This window comes from Pseudomonas cremoris, from assembly GCF_014230465.1.
Genome location: NZ_JAAXCY010000001.1, coordinates 43885 through 60505, shown reverse-complemented (window position 1 = coordinate 60505; position 16621 = coordinate 43885). Strand labels below are relative to the sequence as shown.

Annotated in this window: 15 protein-coding genes; 11 read left to right on the top strand and 4 right to left on the bottom strand. The window is 63.5% G+C overall.

The window, feature by feature from the left end; translation table 11 throughout:
- Positions 1–21: 21 nt before the first annotated feature.
- Positions 22–723 (bottom strand): enoyl-CoA hydratase/isomerase family protein, encoded by a 702-nt coding sequence (locus tag HF257_RS00250; RefSeq protein WP_185704236.1) that lies wholly within the window; start codon positions 721–723, stop codon positions 22–24.
- Between the two features lie 148 nt (positions 724–871).
- Between HF257_RS00250 and HF257_RS00245 the strand changes: the two genes are divergently transcribed.
- Together HF257_RS00245 and HF257_RS00240 are read left to right on the top strand one after the other, a co-directional pair.
- Positions 872–1894, top strand: a complete 1023-nt coding sequence (locus tag HF257_RS00245; RefSeq protein ID WP_185704238.1) for an alcohol dehydrogenase catalytic domain-containing protein — start codon at positions 872–874, stop codon at positions 1892–1894.
- 2 nt (positions 1895–1896) lie between these two features.
- Positions 1897–3375, top strand: a complete 1479-nt coding sequence (locus HF257_RS00240; RefSeq protein WP_185704241.1) for a class I adenylate-forming enzyme family protein — start codon at positions 1897–1899, stop codon at positions 3373–3375.
- Here HF257_RS00240 and HF257_RS00235 read toward each other — a convergent pair.
- From HF257_RS00235 to HF257_RS00225, 3 genes are read right to left on the bottom strand one after another with little or no spacing between them, the layout of a single operon-like run.
- Positions 3372–4220: an IclR family transcriptional regulator gene (locus HF257_RS00235; protein ID WP_233081216.1), complete on the bottom strand. Its 849-nt coding sequence runs from the start codon at positions 4218–4220 to the stop codon at positions 3372–3374. The genes HF257_RS00240 and HF257_RS00235 overlap by 4 nt on opposite strands.
- Before the next feature lie 36 nt (positions 4221–4256).
- Positions 4257–5090, bottom strand: a complete 834-nt coding sequence (locus tag HF257_RS00230) for a CmcJ/NvfI family oxidoreductase (RefSeq protein ID WP_185704243.1) — start codon at positions 5088–5090, stop codon at positions 4257–4259.
- A 15-nt stretch (positions 5091–5105) separates the two neighbouring features.
- The gene (locus tag HF257_RS00225; RefSeq protein WP_185704245.1) at positions 5106–5834 is read right to left on the bottom strand and encodes an SDR family NAD(P)-dependent oxidoreductase; all 729 of its coding nucleotides are present in this window, start codon (positions 5832–5834) and stop codon (positions 5106–5108) included.
- 293 nt (positions 5835–6127) lie between these two features.
- On the opposite strand from HF257_RS00225, the gene HF257_RS00220 reads away from it, so the two are divergent.
- The 9 genes from HF257_RS00220 (at position 6128) to HF257_RS00180 (ending at position 16620) form a co-directional block, all read left to right on the top strand.
- Complete coding sequence (locus tag HF257_RS00220; protein ID WP_185704247.1) at positions 6128–6796, top strand: GntR family transcriptional regulator; 669 nt, start codon at positions 6128–6130, stop codon at positions 6794–6796.
- A gap of 77 nt (positions 6797–6873) precedes the next feature.
- The gene (locus HF257_RS00215; RefSeq protein ID WP_185704249.1) at positions 6874–7680 is read left to right on the top strand and encodes an ABC transporter substrate-binding protein; all 807 of its coding nucleotides are present in this window, start codon (positions 6874–6876) and stop codon (positions 7678–7680) included.
- Positions 7681–7691: 11 nt separating this feature from the next.
- On the top strand, positions 7692–8468 hold the full coding sequence (locus HF257_RS00210; RefSeq protein ID WP_185704251.1) for an amino acid ABC transporter permease: 777 nt from the start codon (positions 7692–7694) through the stop codon (positions 8466–8468).
- Positions 8469–8470: 2 nt separating this feature from the next.
- Positions 8471–9250 carry an amino acid ABC transporter ATP-binding protein gene (locus HF257_RS00205; RefSeq protein WP_185704253.1) on the top strand — a complete coding sequence of 260 codons (780 nt, stop codon included), beginning with the start codon at positions 8471–8473 and terminating at the stop codon, positions 9248–9250.
- A 30-nt stretch (positions 9251–9280) separates the two neighbouring features.
- Positions 9281–10891, top strand: coding sequence for a gamma-glutamyltransferase family protein (locus tag HF257_RS00200; RefSeq protein WP_185704255.1), 1611 nt, complete (start codon positions 9281–9283; stop codon positions 10889–10891).
- Positions 10892–11119: 228 nt separating this feature from the next.
- Complete coding sequence (locus HF257_RS00195) at positions 11120–13510, top strand: TonB-dependent receptor (RefSeq protein ID WP_185704257.1); 2391 nt, start codon at positions 11120–11122, stop codon at positions 13508–13510.
- Positions 13511–13742: 232 nt separating this feature from the next.
- A complete protein-coding gene (locus HF257_RS00190; protein ID WP_185704259.1) occupies positions 13743–14663 on the top strand; it encodes a Fe(3+) dicitrate ABC transporter substrate-binding protein FecB in 921 nt (306 codons plus the stop codon).
- A 2-nt stretch (positions 14664–14665) separates the two neighbouring features.
- On the top strand, positions 14666–15655 hold the full coding sequence (gene fecC / locus HF257_RS00185) for an iron-dicitrate ABC transporter permease FecC (RefSeq protein WP_185704261.1): 990 nt from the start codon (positions 14666–14668) through the stop codon (positions 15653–15655).
- Positions 15652–16620, top strand: a complete 969-nt coding sequence (locus HF257_RS00180) for an iron chelate uptake ABC transporter family permease subunit (RefSeq protein WP_185704264.1) — start codon at positions 15652–15654, stop codon at positions 16618–16620. Before fecC ends, HF257_RS00180 begins: the two co-directional genes overlap by 4 nt.
- The last annotated feature ends 1 nt before the right edge of the window (position 16621 follow it).

Below are 16621 nucleotides of genomic sequence, written 5' to 3'. Positions count from 1 at the left end.
TTCTAGTTATAGGGTGTGGGGTTAGCGCCCCAGCATCACGTCCTGGCGGGCCTGGTCGACCAGTGCCATCTGCCGGGTGAGGCGGGCCTTGCGTTCGGCCAGCAGCAGAATCTTGGTCCACTCCACCGCTTTGCCGGAGTGGCTGGCCAGTCGTGCAGCCAGTTCCAGTGAACTGGCGTAGGCGTCGTCCACCACTTGGTTGACCAGGCCGAGGGCCAAGGCCTCCTGGGCGTCGAATTTTCGCGCGCTGAGCATGATGTCCAGGGCTGCTGCTTCACCGATCAGGCTGGGCAGGGTGATCGCACTGAAGCCGGACAACATGCCGTGCTGCACTTCCGGGAAGTGAAAACGCGTGTCGTGGCGCGCAATGCGGAAATCGCAATGAATCGCCAGGCTGATGCCCAGGCCCAGGGTGTGACCGTGCAATGCGGCGATCACCGGTTTACTCAGGTCGTTGCCGACGCCGGGCAGGGCGCGGGCCAGTACGTCACTGCTGACGGTCTCGCCCGTGGCTTCAATTTCCTTGAGGTCGGAGCCGGCGCAAAACGCTCGTTCCCCAGCACCGCGCAACACGATGGCGCGCACGCCGGTGTCGGCCTGGGCACGCTGCCAGACCTCTGCCAATTCGTGTTTGGCCTGGCTGTCCAGCGCGTTGAGGCGCTCCTGGCGGTTAAGCGTGACCACCAGGATGCCATCGCCAATAGGTTGGTATTCGACTGTCATGAAGGGCTTTTCATCCGGTGTGAAAGAAAGACGCGATTGCCCCTTGAGGTCCGCGTCAAAGTGAGGAAAACTTAAAGCATGTGCACAATGCAAACAATATGTTTGTTATATGAACATATTCTTATCAGGTCAGAAACGGTTATAAAAGATGAAAGCCATAGTTCTAAAAGCCTTCGGTGGACCGGAGCAATTGCAGGTCGAGGAGGTGCCCACCCCCCAGGTTGGTGCGGGTGAAGTATTGGTCAGAGTCGAGGCCGCCGGGGTTTGCCACCATGATTTGCTGCACCGCGCCGGGCATCTCCCGGGGGCGCACACCGGCGTGGTGCTGGGCCATGAAGTGGCGGGTGAAGTGGTCGAGGTGGGCGCCGGTGTTCATCATTTGGCGGTTGGCGCCAGGGTTGTGGTGTATCAGCGCCGCTTCTGTGGCCAGTGCCGCGACTGCCTGCGCGGTCGCCAAGACCTGTGCCGCGCCCTCGGCCTGCCGTCGGTAGACACCGAGGGCGCTTACGCCGAATACCTGCGGGTGCCGGCGATTTCCGCGATTGAACTGCCCGATGGCCTGGATTACGTCCAAGCCGCTTTGGCCTCCTGCCCCATCGGCACCAGCGTCCGCGCACTGCTCGGTGAAGCCGCGCTCAAGCCCGGTGAAACGGTATTGATCAACGGTGCCAGCGGTGGCCTGGGGGCGCATCAGATTCAACTGGCGAAAGCCTATGGTGCGCGGGTGATCGCGGTAACCGGCAGCGCCGACAAGCGCGAGCTCCTGCACAACCTGGGGGCTGATGACGTCATCGTCGCCAACGGCAACTACAGCGCCGAGGTGTGGGCACTCACCGGCAAGCGCGGTGTGGACGTGGCCATGGAAAACCTCGGCAGCACCCTTGAAGACACCCTGCGCAGCATGGCCCTCGGTGGTCGCGTGGTGGTGTTGGGCAATGTCGCGCCCGCCAGCGTGCCGGTCAACCCCGGCTTGTTGATCGGCCGGCGGATTCGGCTGCAGGGCTCAGGCAGTGCCACCTTGGAAGAGGTGCGCGTGGCCTTGGCGTTGATCAAAGGTGGGCAGGTCAAGCCGCTGATTGACCGCGTGCTGCCGTTTCATCAAGTGGCCGAGGCCCATGCGCTGCTGGAATCACGCCAGGTCACTGGGCGCATTGTGTTGAGCGGGTGGTAAGCATGGATATCAGTACGCTGCTGAGCCAGGCAGCCTTCAAATGGCCTGACCGGGTCGCGTTGCAGGAAGCCGCCAGCCAAAGAACACTGAGCTTTGCCGAACTGGATCGCGCCCTCAGCGGCGTCGGCCAGGCGTTGGATCAATTGCTCATCCCGGCCGGTGCGCGGGTGGCTTTGTTGGCCGACGCCAGCCTCGATTATCTGCTGGCCGATTATGGCTGCATGGCCAACGGCCGCGTGCGCGTGCCGCTGGACCCGGCGTTGGCGCCTGACGAATTAGTCGCCCAGCTGAACGATGCGGGCGCCGCCTTGCTGCTGTATTCCGAGGCGTATGCCGAGGTGGCGCACGGCTTGGGCATTCGTTGCCTGCCCCTGCAGGCCGTCACCGACACTCAAGCCGTCGACGTCGTTACGCGCCCCGCGCAATCGCCCCAGGCGTTGGCCTCGCTCAACTACACCGGCGGCACCACCGGCACACCCAAGGCCGTGATGCACCGGCATGCCAGCCTGTGCGCGGTGTTGCAGAACATTGTCATGGGCCGAGGCGCCGCCGTGGGGGATGTCCTGCTCAATGTGCGCCCGCTGTGGCCGATTGCAGCGGTGGCGGTGTTCGCCCATGTGCTCAGCGGTGGCCAGGTGGTGCTCGGTGGGCGTTTCGATGGCAAGACCTTCATCGCCCAACTCACCGAATACAACGTGGCGTTCAGTTCCCTGGTGCCGACGCAACTGCTGCGGTTGCTGCGTGAAACCGGCTCGACGCCCGCCGATCTACCGGCGTTCAAGAGCCTCGACGTTGGCGCTGCCGCGTTGACCGGCGAAGTGCTGGAAGGCTCCTGCCGCCTGTTCAGCGAACGTATCGGCGTGCTCTACGGCATGACGGAGGCACCCTGGAGTTGCTACCTCTCGCCCGCGCAGATGCAAGCGGTGCGTGCGACCGGCGACAGTGGTGAAGGCGTGGTCGGCCGCCCGCTGTTCAGTGCCGCCATCCGAGTCGACCGGCCAGACGCCAATGGCCTCGGCGAGATCCTGCTGGGCGGTCCGCAATTGATGAGCGGCTACTGGAAGCTTGAAGCGCTCAGCGCCAAGACCCTCGACAACGGCTGGCTGCGCAGCGGTGACCTGGGCTGTATTGGCAGCGATGGGTTGCTCAAGGTACTGGGGCGCTGCAAGGACATCATCCGCACGGGTGGCAAATCCGTGCAGCCCGGCGAGGTCGAGCAGAACCTCATGAGCCACCCCGGCGTGCAGGACGTGCACGTATTCGGCCTGGCGGACCTGGAGTGGGGCGAGCAAGTGTGTGCAGCGGTGGTAGTGGACGGTTCGCAGCCACTGTCAGCGCAGCAGTTGATGGACCACTGCCGCGCTGGGCTGTCGCGCTACAAGGTGCCGCGCCGCGTCTACTTCATCGACGAACTGCCGCGCTCGCACTACGGCAAGGTCCAGAAAAACCGCCTGCTTGCCGCACTGGACCTCAAGCCCTAGAGGTTGCCCAATTGCGCCGCGATGCCTTCACAGGCGCGGCGCACGTGGCTGGCCAGGGACGAGGCGGGGTGGGTTTCGTCTTCCATCTCAAGCCCGGCGACGACCACTGCGCCGATGGCTTGGCCGGTGTCCACACGAATTGGAAACGCCACCGAGGACAGTCCCGGCTTGAACTCTCCATGGCCAAATGCAAAGTCCTGCTGGCTGCGGATCTGCTCCAACGCGGGCCGCGCCTTGGCGTAACGCGCTTCACCGAGAATCGCCTGCGCTGCCGCTTCGCTGTAGGTGGCAAGCACCGCGCGGCCACTGGGGCTGCCGTCGATGGGGAATTGGTCGGCCAGGTCGACAATCACGTTGAGCGGCGTGGTCGGCGTCCACATCCGCTCGATCAGCACCACTTGGTCGCCCACCGGCACCGACAGCGACACAATTGCCTGGCGCTCGCCGATCACCCGTTGCAGCTCAATCGCGTAGGGCAGGGCGATCTTGCGCAGGTTCAGGCGGTTCAAATACGCCGCCGAATAGATCAGGCACTCAGGCCCGATGCGATAGGTACCGCCCTGGGATTCGATCAGGCTCCAGTGGGTGAGGGTCTTGAGCAAGCGGTGGATGGTGGTGCGGTCAATGCCGGTCAGCCGCGCCAGGTCCAGCGCGCTGGCGCCGTGCTTGAGGCCCGAGAGGGTGCGCAACAGCACAATCGAACGGTCGATGACCTGAACGCGTCCGCCAGCATTTTCCTTGTTGCTGGCGGGCGGGGGAGGAGTCGAGGAAATATCCATGGTGGCAGCAGCTTCCGAAATCATGAAGTTCGGCAAGCGCGGATCGCAGGCTTGGCCGGTGGCCAAGGTTAGCCGCGATCCGTTGCGGGGTGAAGCCTTGATTTAGCTGTCGAAGAACACCAGTGCCCGCAGTTCGATACTGCGCCGGGGTGGCGCATCCTTTTGCGTGGTGGGGTCATCGAACGCGGTGTGCGCACTCAGCCTGGCCACGTCCTGCCGCGAATCATGGATCTTCAACAGCAAGGCCTCATCCGGCCGCAACAGTGGGTAGTAAAACCAGCGGTGCGCCGGGTTGGCCTTGACCGAGAACGTCTCGCCGACCTTGTCGCGGTACACCAGGTCGCTGGGCAACAGGTCACCGTCGGCCATGCTGCGCGCATCGCACAGGGCCAGGGGCGTGCTCTGGACCGCCGCGCCGATAGGGCGCCAGACGTTGATGATCGCAAAGCGCTTGAGCAGGCGTTGTTCGGCTTCATCCGCCGGCAAGTGGTCGCGCACGCGGCGGATGGCCGAGCGTTCGGTCTGGTCGTTGTGCACGTAGCGCACCGGTTCGCGCAGGCCGCGTGCTTCGCGGCCAGGGTCATCGACGCGGATTGTATGATCGAATATCACCACCTTCACCGCGCCGGTCTGCTGTTTGAGCAGGGCTTCGGTTTCCGGGTAGTAATGCAGGCGTACCTGCTCGTCATCTTCCAGGTTGGCCACGGCGCTGGCGTGATCGATTCGCTCGAAGCCTTGGCGATTGATGCTCGCCGGCTCATCCAACAGCCGTGCGTTATGGATGCTCACCTCGGTAGGGTCCAGCACTCCACTGCGCTGGGCCTCTCCGTCGGGTGGCGGGTAGGTGTAGTTCACCGGGCGCTGGCCGGTGTCCTGCAAGTAATTGAGCACGCCGCGCACGGAGGCGGGGGTGAGTTGAGTCTGGTGCGTTCCCATAAAACCACCTCCAGGTCAAAACGGTTCCTTGAACGGCCGCAGGTCCAGCTCCTGGGTCCAGGCGCTACGCGGTTGGGTGTGCAGGTACCAATAGGCATCGGCGATATCGTCGAGTTTCAACGAGCCGTCTTCGCCCAGCTTGGCCAGGTACTCCGGTGCGCGGCTTTTAATGCGTTCGCCGTCGATGGAACCGTCGATGACCACATGGGCCACGTGCACGTTTTTCGGGCCGAATTCACGGGCGAACGACTGCGCTATCGAACGCAAACCCGCCTTGCCCGCTGCGAACGCGGTGTACGGTGGCTTGCCGCGTAATGACGCGGTGGCCCCGGTAAACAGCAAGCTGCCGCCGCCATTGGCGAGCAAGGCGCGAGTGGCTTCACGGGCAAACAGAAAACCGCCCAGCGTGGAGGCGCGCCAGGTTTGCTCGAACAGTTCGGCGCTCAACTCCAGGGCCGGTGCAGACACCGCGTTGCCCACATTGAAGATCGCTGCCTTGAGCGTGCCGAGCTGATTGACCTGCGCGATCGCTGCGAGCACATCGGCTTCAACACCGGAGTCGGCCACCACCGCATTCGCCTTGCCGCCGCTGGCTTCGATCTGCGCGACCACCGCCTGCAACTTGTCCAGGCTCCTGCCGCTGACCGCCACGCGATACCCCTCGCGGGCAAAGCGCCGCGCCAACGCCGCCCCCAGCCCTGCGACCGCGCCGACCCCGGCCACCCACACCACTGACTCAGTCATTTGCCACATCCTCTGAAAGACACGTGGCTATCAATCTACTCATCGGCGAGCGTGAGGAATAAGAACATCGACAGCTAAGGTTATGCCCGCAGCCCGTTACTTCTGCCCACAGATGGGGCGTTTTCTGAGCTATTTGGTAGCAATTTCCTACGCGCGTCTTCCGCTCACTCATTGGCCATTCCCGGCTATTTCATCCGAATCAATCACTTGGCTCTGCATTGAGGCAGTTGGCACGCATTCTGCTGTTTTGCATTCGTGGATAATTGGATACAAAAATTCAAAAGGTGCTGCCGATGCAATTTGCTCCCACTTACGTTGACCGCCAGCCCCTCACCGCCGAGGAGGAGGCCTACAACTTCCTGCTCGATGCCATTTGCAGCGGGCGCTACCGCAAGGGTGACCGGCTGATTGCCGAGGACATCGCCAGTGAGATCGGCATGAGCCGCATGCCGGTGCGCGAAGCCTTCCGTCGCTTGGATGCCCAGGGCCTGGTGACCCTGCGGCCCAATCGCGGCGCCATCGTCAGCGGCCTGGATATCGACGAATTGCACGAAGTGTTCGAGATGCGCAGCGCCCTCGAAGGCCTGGCGGTGCGCGTCGCGGTGGGGCGGATTGGCGAGCGTCAGTTGGCCGCGCTGGAACGCATGCTCGACGAGATGGACGACTACCGCGACGAAAGCGCCGCCTGGGTCAGTCGCCACCGCGCGTTCCACGAATACCTGTGCAGCCTCAGCGGTCGCCCGCGCTTGATGAAACAAATCTCGGCGCTCTATTCGCTGGTGGAAGCGCCCATGCGCCTGTGGTTGCAGCACGGCGACAAACCCCTCAGCGCGCGCCAGGAACATGCGGTGATCCTCGATGCGATTCGCGCCGGCGACGCCGCCCGCGCCGAAGCCGTGGTGCGCGAGCACATCGAAGGCACCGTGCCGGCGCTGATCCAGTTTTTGCAATCGGAAAAATAATCAGAGGTGGGCCCAAGCCCGCCCGTGTTTTGACTTTGAGTCCTGCCCCGTTAACCAACGAACTGGAGTGTCTGGTCATGCATAAACGCCGCGCCTTGCTGGTGGCTCTCTCCCTCTGCCTCTGTACCCAATGGGCAACTGCTGCGCCCCAGGTACCGGAGCGCTTGCAGAAAGTCGACAAACTCACCTACTGCTCGGGGATGGACTCACCGCCTTTGGTGTCCTTCGATGAGTCCCAGAAACCACGGGGGCTCACCGTTGACCTTGGCTTGGAAATCGCCAAGCGCCTGGGCGACAAACAGGTGCAATGGCGGGTGATTCCGTTCTCCGGCCTGGTGCCTGCATTGCTTGCCCAGCAGTGCGACATGATCGTCGACCAACTGTTCGACAAGCCCGAGCGGCGCCAGGTGATCGACATCGTCAACTACATGTATTCCAGCCAGTCGGTGGTGGTGCCCAAGGGCAACCCCAAAGGCATCAAGGCGCTGGATGACTTGTCCGGGCACAAGGTCGCGGTGCTCAACGGCTCCACCATCAAGACCCTGCTGGACACGCAAAACGAAAGCCTGGCCAAGGCCGGCAAGCCACCGATGAAACTGGTGGTCTACAACACCGACACCGATGCCTTCCAGGCCCTGCGCATCAGCCAGGTCGACGCCTACGGCACCACCGTGGAAACCGCCGGTTACTACGCGGCGATGGCCCCGGACCTCTTCCAGGAAGGTGTGCCGGCATTCAGCCGCATCCTCACCGGCCTGGGCATGCGCAAGGACGACCCGCAACTCACCGCCGCCGTGCAACAGGTGATCAGCGACATGCGCAGCGACGGCAGCTATGTGGCGTTGCTGAATAAATGGCATGTCAGCAGCGACACTCTCGACTGAGGTTTCCCGCAATGAACTTCAATTGGGATGTGTTCTGGCAGTACCTGTTGCAGCCCAGCGGGGTGTACCTCACCGGGCTCTGGCTGACCTGCCTGATCAGCGTATTGGCGATGTTGTTGGGCTGCGCGCTGGGGTTGGCGGCGGCGCTGTTGCGTCTGTCGAAGAACCCACTGCTGCACCTGCCGGTGCGTTTTTATGTGTGGCTGATGCGCGGTACGCCGCTGTTGGTGCAGATCGTGTTCCTGTACACGGCGCTGGCGGCGGGCGGGCTTTTCCGCTTCGAGGATATTGAACTGTTCGGTCTGATCGTGCCGGGCAATATCCAGGCCGCCATCATCGCCCTGGGCCTAAACGAAGGCGCATACATGGCCGAGATCATCCGCGCCGGCATCGGCGCGGTGGACAAGGGCCAATACGAAGCCGGGCGTTCCCTGGGCATGGGCTTCGCCAAGCTGATGCGGCGCATCGTGCTGCCCCAGGCGTTCCGCGTGATCGTGCCGCCGCTGGGCAACGAGTTCAACGTGATGCTCAAGAACACCACGCTGGTCAGCGTGATCGGCGTGCAGGAGTTGCTGCTCAGTACGCAAATGGTCACCTCGGCGACGTTTCGCGTGTTCGAGTTGTACCTGGTGGTCGCCATCTACTTCTTGATGCTCACCACCTTGTGGGGCTTCTTCCAGCGTTGGCTGGAGGCACGTTTCGGCCAGTCCGACCGGCCTTCGGCACCGCCGCCCGCGTCCAGCCGCATGTTCGGGCGCAGCACCTTGAAACTGCTGAGGGGACGCTAACCATGGCGCACAAAAGTGACGAACTGATCATCGAAGCCCTGGACCTGCACAAGTCGTTCGGCGACTTGCAGATTCTCAAGGGCATCTCCCTGCAAGTGCGGCGCGGCGAAGTGGTGGTGCTGATCGGTGCCTCGGGCTCGGGCAAGACCACCTTCATTCGCTGCATCAACCTGCTGGAGGACATCCAGGGCGGGCGCATTCGTGTCAACGGCCGTGCCATGGGCTATCGCGAACGCAGCGACGGCAGCCTGGTGCGCGATTCGGAGCGCAACATTGCTCGCCAGCGCCGCGACATCGGCATGGTGTTCCAGCGCTTCAACCTGTTCCCCCACATGACCGCGCTGGAAAACATCATCGAAGCACCGATCCACGTGCTCGGCACACCGCGCGCCGAAGCCTTGGAACAGGCGCGTGCCCTGCTGGCACGGGTGGGCCTGGCGGACAAGGCCAGCCATTACCCCTCGATGCTTTCCGGCGGCCAGCAGCAACGAGTCGCCATCGCCCGCGCCCTCGCGATGAAACCCCAGGCGATGCTGTTCGACGAACCCACCAGCGCCCTCGACCCGGAAACCGTCGGCGAAGTGCTGCAAGTGATGAAGGAGCTGGCCGAGGAGGGCATGACCATGGTGGTGGTCACCCACGAAATGGGCTTTGCCCGTGAAGTGGCCGACCGCGTGGTGGTGCTCGACCAGGGCGAACTCATCGAACAAGGACCGCCAGAGCAGATTTTCAGCCACCCCAGCCATCCCCGCACGCGTGCGTTTCTCAGCCGCGTGTTATGACCTGAAGCCTTGTGTGGAAGCCTCTTTGCCATGATGAAATTTTCTGCTCACGAGTATCCCTATCCGTCGCAGCGCCAGAGCGTGTTTGCCCAGCGCGGCATGGTCGCGGCGTCCCAACCGTTGGCCGCCCAGGCCGGTATCGAGGTCATGCAAAAGGGCGGCAACGCCATTGATGCGGCCATCGCCACAGCCGCCGCCTTGACCGTGGTGGAGCCCACCGGCTGTGGCTTGGGCGGCGATGCGTTTGCCTTGGTCTGGTGCAAGGGCCAGTTGCACGGTTTGAACGGCAACGGCCACGCGCCGGCGGCCTTGAGCATCGAGGCGGTCAAGGCGGCAGGGCATGACCAGATGCCGCTGTATGGCTGGACTCCAGTCACCGTGCCCGGTTGCCCATCGGCCTGGGCCGAGCTGTCGCAACGCTTCGGCGCGCTACCGTTTGCCGAGCTGCTGCAACCGGCCATCCGCCTCGCGCGGGACGGGTTCCCGCTGTCGCCGGTGGTCGCCCACCAATGGCAGAACGCATTGAATGAATTCACCCCCCATCGCGACACGGTGCTGGACGCCTGGTTTGACACCTTCCTGATTGAAGGCCGCGCGCCTCGGGCCGGGGAGATGTTCCGCAACCCGGCCCAGGCCCGGACGCTTGAAGAACTGGCCGCAACCCGTTGCGAAAGCCTGTATCGCGGCGCCCTGGCCGAACGCCTGGACGCCCATTCACGTGCCAGCGGTGGCTACCTGCGCGCCAGTGATCTCAAGGATTACCGTGCGCAGTGGGTTGAGCCGATCCACGTCAATTACCGGGGCGTGGACGTCTGGGAGATTCCTCCCAGTGGCCAGGGCCTGGTGGCGTTGATGGCGCTGAAAATCCTCGAAGGCTTCGAGTTCGATCATCGTGACAGCCAGCAGACCTGGCACCGCCAGTTGGAGGCGATGAAACTCGCCTACAGCGACGGCCTGCACTACATCACCGACCCGCAGCACATGCGCGTCGCTGTTGCCGATCTGCTCAGCGACGACTACAGCCGCCGCCGTCGCGCGCAGATCGGCGAACAGGCGCAGCCGCCCAAGCCCGGCGACCCCCACGCCAGCGGCACGGTGTACCTGGCCACGGCAGATGCCGAAGGCAATATGGTGTCGTTTATCCAGAGCAACTACCACGGCTTTGGCTCCGGCGTGGTGCTACCCGACAGCGGCATCGCCTTGCAGAATCGCGGGCAGGAATTCAGCCTCGACCCGGCCCACGCCAACTGCCTGGCGCCGGGCAAAAAAACCTTTCACACCATCATCCCCGGCTTCCTTACCAAGGACGGCCAGGCACTGGGGCCGTTCGGCGTAATGGGCGGCTATATGCAGCCCCAGGGGCATGTGCAGATGGTGATGAACCTGGTGGATTTTGGCCTCAACCCACAAGCGGCCTTGGACGCGCCGCGTTGGCAATGGTTGGGTGATATGAAGGTGGGGATCGAGCAGGGCGCCTCCCGAGACCTGGCCAACGCCTTGGCGCGGCGGGGGCATCACGTGCAGATTGCCAGTGATCTCACAGAATACGGGCGTGGCCAGATCATCCTGCGTGATCCGGTTAGCGGGGTGCTGTGCGGCGGCACCGAGCCGCGGGCGGACTCGCATATTGCCGTGTGGTGAGTGCGAGATGGCGGCATGTCAGTCGGCCCATATGCCAGCTGACGCGCCGCCTTCGCAGGCAAGCCAGCTCCCACATTTTATCTGCGTCCAGCCGGGAAACTGCGCGCACCGCTAGTCTCTGGTGATCGAGGTATTTGGCCGCGTTGAAAAATAATTAAATAAACCTGTCCCTTTTTTTTGCGTCGCCGGTCATTCCAGGTATGTGAACAAAATCGAGAGCTTCCTCCCATGCCCGTCGTCCGTCCCTTGCTCAAGCTGAGCCTGTTGCTGAGCCTCAGCGCCAGTCCATTTTTCACCGCCGTCAGTTTCGCCGAAGACACCGCCGCCCGCCGCAGCTACCAAGTGCCAGCCGGCAGCCTGAGCGCGGCGTTGACCCGTTTTGCTGGCTTGGCCGGGGTTAATCTGTCGGTGGACCCGGCGCTGGTGAGCGGGCGCAGCAGCAGTGGTTTATCCGGAGAGTATGGCGTGGAAGAGGGCTTTGCCCGGTTGCTGCAAGGTTCTGGCCTGCAACTGCAGGCCATGGGTGAACAGGCCTACAGGCTGGTGCCGGTGCCGGAGGGCAGTACGCTGGAGTTGGCGCCGACCTCGATCCTCGGCACCACCGGCCTGTACGACGGCGATACCTACGCCGGTGGCCAAGTGGCACGACGCACTGCGCAGGGCATGCTGGGCACGCGGGACTTCATGGAGACCCCGTTCAGCATCACCACCTACACCGCAGAAGCGGTGAAGAACCAGCAGGCGCGCACCTTGGGCGACCTGATCGCCGCCGACCCTTCGGTACGCGCCACCAACCCGGCCGGTGGGCGTTACGAGCAGTTCACTATTCGTGGCTTCAGCCTGTTCAACAGCGATGTGGCCTACAACGGTCTGTACGGCGTGTTGCCGACTTACACCATCGATATGGAAATGGCCGACCGCGTCGACATCCTCAAGGGCCCGAGCCAGTTGATCAATGGCATCTCGCCCCGTGGCAGCGTGGGCGGTGGGATCAACGTGGTGCCCAAGCGCGCCACCGACAAGGACATCAATTCGTTCACCGGCACCTGGGCCTCTGGCAGCCAGGCCGGCGGCGCGGTGGACGTAGGGCGGCGCTTTGGCGAAGACAACAAGTTTGGCATCCGCTTCAACGGCGTGAAGCAGTCCGGCGATACCGAATGGGATCACCAAACCGTCGACCGCGAAATGGCCGTGCTGGGCCTGGATTTCCGTGGCGAGCGCCTGCGCCTTTCCACCGATATCGGCCACACCGAACGCGACACCGATGCCCCCCAGGAACGCGTGCAGGTGGCAGCCGCCGCACCGGTGCCCAGCGCCAACGATGTGCGCCGCAACTATGCGCAATCCTGGAGCAAGGCCCGCACCCACGACACCTTTGGTACGGTCAACGCTGAATACGACCTCAGCGACAACGTGATGCTGTACGGCGGTGTCGGCGCACGTAAAAGCAACCACGACTTCCTGCGTCATGCAGTCTCCGTGAGCAATGCGGCTGGGGATTTCAGTGTGCAGCCCCGCGACTTCACCCGCGATGAAAACGTGCGCACCTACACCGCCGGCGTGCGTAACTGGTTCCATACCGGGCCGGTGAGCCACGAAGTCAACCTGGCGGCCAGCTACTTCTACATGGACTTCACCAACGGCGGCGCACGGTATGCAGCGGCGCCGAGCAATTTGTACAACCCGGTGCAAACTCCGACGCCGTCCACGGCAACGCGCCAGGACGCCAAGGTTTATACCGAGAACGCCTTCAGCGGTGTGGCCCTGTCCGACACCCTCGGCTTCTTCGACGACCGCCTGTTGCTAACCCTCGGCGCGCGCTGGCAGCGGGTCAAGGTGGATGACTGGAGCGACGGCATCAAAGGCAAGACCAACTACGACGAAGAAAAACTCTCGCCGTCGGGCGGCCTCCTGTTCAAGGCCACCGACAAACTGTCGTTGTACGCCAACTACATGGAAGGCCTGAGCCAGGGCAAGATCGCGCCGTCCACCTCGCGTAACGAGGATGAGATCTTCCCGCCGTTCATCAGCCGCCAGGTGGAAGTCGGCGCCAAATACGACGCCGGCGCCTTCGCCGTGACCGCCGCCGTGTTCCGTATCAAGCAGCCGGCCTATGAGACCAACGCCACCACGCGGTTGTTCGGCCCCAATGGCAAGCGCGAAAACACCGGTGCGGAGCTGAGCGTATTCGGCGAACCGCTCAAGGGCGTGCGCCTGCTGGGCGGGGTGATGTACATCGACAGCAAACTCAAAGACACCACCAACGGCACCTGGGACGGCAACCGTGCTCCGGCAACGCCAGAGTACAACGTCAACCTGGGCGCCGAATGGGACGTGCCGGGGCTTGAAGGCTTGACCCTGACCAGCCGTGGCATCCATTCCAGCTCGCAGTACCTGGACCAGTCCAACGTCAAGGAAATCGACGCCTGGAACCGTATCGACGTGGGTGCGCGCTATGCCTTCAAAGTGGACGACAAGCACGTGACCCTGCGCGCGAATGTGGAAAACGTGGCGGACAAGCGCTACTGGAGCTCGGCCGGCGCGTCGGATGACAGCGAGCCGGGGCTGACCCTGGCGACACCGCGTACTTACCTGTTGTCGGCCACTGTCGATTTTTAACGGGTGTACACAGATCCCAGTGTGGGAGCGGGCTTGCTCGCGAAAGCGGTGTATCAGTCACTGGATGTATTGACTGACACAATGCATTCGCGAGCAAGCCCGCTCCCACATTTGAGCTGCGGTGTCAGGGCTAATGAGAATGTTTTTTGATTGCGCCGCCCCGATATGGAATAGTACCCGCCGTTTTCCCCGGTCTGTCTAGCTGGGGTGTTTTAACGCCGAGGTCCTTGTCATGCGATTGCTGCGCTCCATCCCCACCCTGGCCGCCTGCCTGCTGGCGTTCTCTTCAAGCGTGTTGAGCGCTGCTCCCATCGACCTCAACGACGGCCAGCACGCCGTGCACCTGCCGGATGCGCCCAAGCGCGTGGTGGTGCTGGAGTTTTCCTTTCTTGATAGCCTCGCCGCCGTTGACGTCACCCCGGTAGGCGCTGCCGATGATGGCGATGCCAACCGCGTATTGCCGCGCGTGCGTCAGGCCATCGGCCAGTGGAAGTCGGTGGGCTTGCGCTCGCAGCCAAGCATCGAGGAAATCGCCCGGCTCAAGCCGGACCTGATTGTCGCCGACCTCAACCGTCATCAAGCCTTGTACAGCGACCTGGCGAGCATCGCGCCGACCCTGTTGCTGCCGTCACGTGGTGAGGACTACGAAGGCAGCCTGAAATCCGCCGAGCTGATCGGCAAGGCCCTGGGCAAGAGCCCGCAGATGCAAGCGCGTATCCAGAAGAACCGCGACAATCTGAAAGCCATCGCGCAACAGATTCCCGCCGGCGCCAGCGTGTTGTTTGGCGTTGCCCGTGAAGACAGCTTCTCGGTGCACGGCCCCGACTCCTACGCCGGTAGCGTGCTGCAAGCCATCGGCCTGAAAGTGCCGTCGGTACGCGCCAATGCTGCGCCCACCGAGTTTGTCAGCCTGGAACAACTGCTCGCACTGGACCCGGGCTGGCTGCTGGTCGGCCACTACCGCCGCCCGAGCATCGTCGACACCTGGAGCAAGCAGCCGCTGTGGCAAGTACTTGGCGCTGTGCGTAACAAACACGTAGCCGAAGTCGACGGCGACAGCTGGGCGCGTAACCGGGGCGTGCTGGCCTCGGAGCAGATCGCCGAAGATGCGCTGGCGATTCTCAAAGGCGGCAAAGCCGTACTGAGCCACTAAGCGTGCCGCGCAGTTTCGCCGCCGTCAGCATTGTGTTGCTGGGGGCCGTGTTGTTCTGGTTCTCGCTGTACAGCTGGTCGCCGTTCACGCTTACCGCAACGGATGCATGGAATGGCCTGGTTCACCAGGGCAGCGTGGGCGGCAATATGGCGTATATCGTCGCCCAATTGCGGGTGCCGCGTGCCGTATGTGCAGCGCTGGTGGGTGCTTGCCTGGGCCTGGCCGGTGCGCTGATGCAGGGCATCACCCGTAACCGCCTGGCCTCGCCATCATTGTTCGGCGTGACGGCGGGAGCGGCGTTGGGCCTGGCGTTGTTCTCGACAGGCTTGGTTGCGCCACCGTTTGCCGGTGGCGCGTTGTTGATGACCTGCCTGGGCGGCGCGTTGGCCTGGGTCACGGTGTTCAGTCTCGGTGGTGCCTGGTCGCCGACTACCGCCCAAGGCCGCTTGGTGCTGGCCGGTGTGGCGGTTGCGGCATTGTGCGCGGCATTGACCCGCCTCACGGTGATCCTGGTCGAAGCCCAGGCGCAAAGTGTGCTGAATTGGCTGGCCGGTTCGTTGGCCAATGTCGGCGCCGCGCAGGTGCAATTGCTCTGGCCGTGCACCCTGATCGGCGGCCTGTGGGCGCTCTGGTGTGCGCCGCGCTTGAACCTGATCAACCTCGGTGAAGACGCCGCGCGCTCCTTGGGCGTGGGCATCGCCAGCCTGCGTTTGCAGGTGTTTGTCGCCAGCCTGTTGCTGGTGGGGGCGAGTGTCTGCGCGGTGGGGCCGATTGGGTTTGTCGGGCTGATTGCGCCGAATATCCTTCGCCAGTATCTGGGCAATGACTACCGCTGGCTGATCCCGTTGAGCGCGGCATTGGGCGCGGTGATCGTGCTGGGTGCCGACTTGCTTAGCCGCGCCGTGGCGTTTCCAGTCGAAACCCCGGCGGGTGTGGTGACTGCATTGATCGGTGCACCGTTCTTCCTCTTTCTTGCCAGGCGCGCCCTATGATCCGCCCACGATTGCGCCTTTGGTTGCTGCTGGGCCTGTTGCTGCTCGCCACGTTCATCAGCCTCAGCGCCGGTACCCAGTGGCTCAAGCCTGAAACCGTGCTCGAGCGCCTGCTGGCCCACGACGCCCTCGACTTCGAAGTATGGAACCATCGCCTGCCGCGCAGCCTGATCGCGATTCTCGCAGGTGCTGCCTTCGGCCTGGCCGGGGCGATTGTGCAGGGCGTGATCCGCAACCCGCTGGCCTCGCCGGAAATCCTCGGTGTGACCCAGGGCGCAGGCTTGGCGCTGACCGTGGCGATCATCAGTTGGCCGCAGCTGCCGATTGCCTGGCTGCCGCTGGTGGCGTGCCTGGGCGGTGCCGGCGGCGCGTTGCTGCTGGCGCTGTACAACACCGGAGTGAGTTTTTCCGGAGTGCGCTTTGCGCTGTCCGGGGTGGCGATTGCGGTGACGTTGTCCAGTGTCACCGAGTTTCTAATTCTGTCCCATCCGCTGGACATCAACACCGCGTTGCTCGCGCTCACGGGCAGCCTGTGGAGCCGCAACTGGCACCACGTGGCGTTGGTGTTGCCGTTTTTGGTGTTGATTCCGCTAGGCCTGTGCCTGGCCAAGCCGCTGAACCTGATCGCCCTTGGCGATGAGGCGGCCCACAGCCTGGGTACGGCGCTGAACCGCACGCGTTGGTTGGCGATGGCGTGTGCGGTGCTGCTGACCAGCCTGGGCGTGGGCGTGATCGGGCCGATTGGTTTTATCGGCCTGGTCGCGCCGCATATGGCGCGGCGCTTGGTGGGCGGGCATCACCAGTACCTGCTGCCGGCCGCGATGGTGATCGGTGCGCTGTTGCTGGTGCTGGCCGACACGCTGGGGCGTACGTTGATCGCGCCCAGCGAAATCCCCGCAGGGGTGCTCACAGCGGTGATTGGCGCACCGTATTTTCTTTGGTTGCTGGCACGGTTCAAGGGCTGAT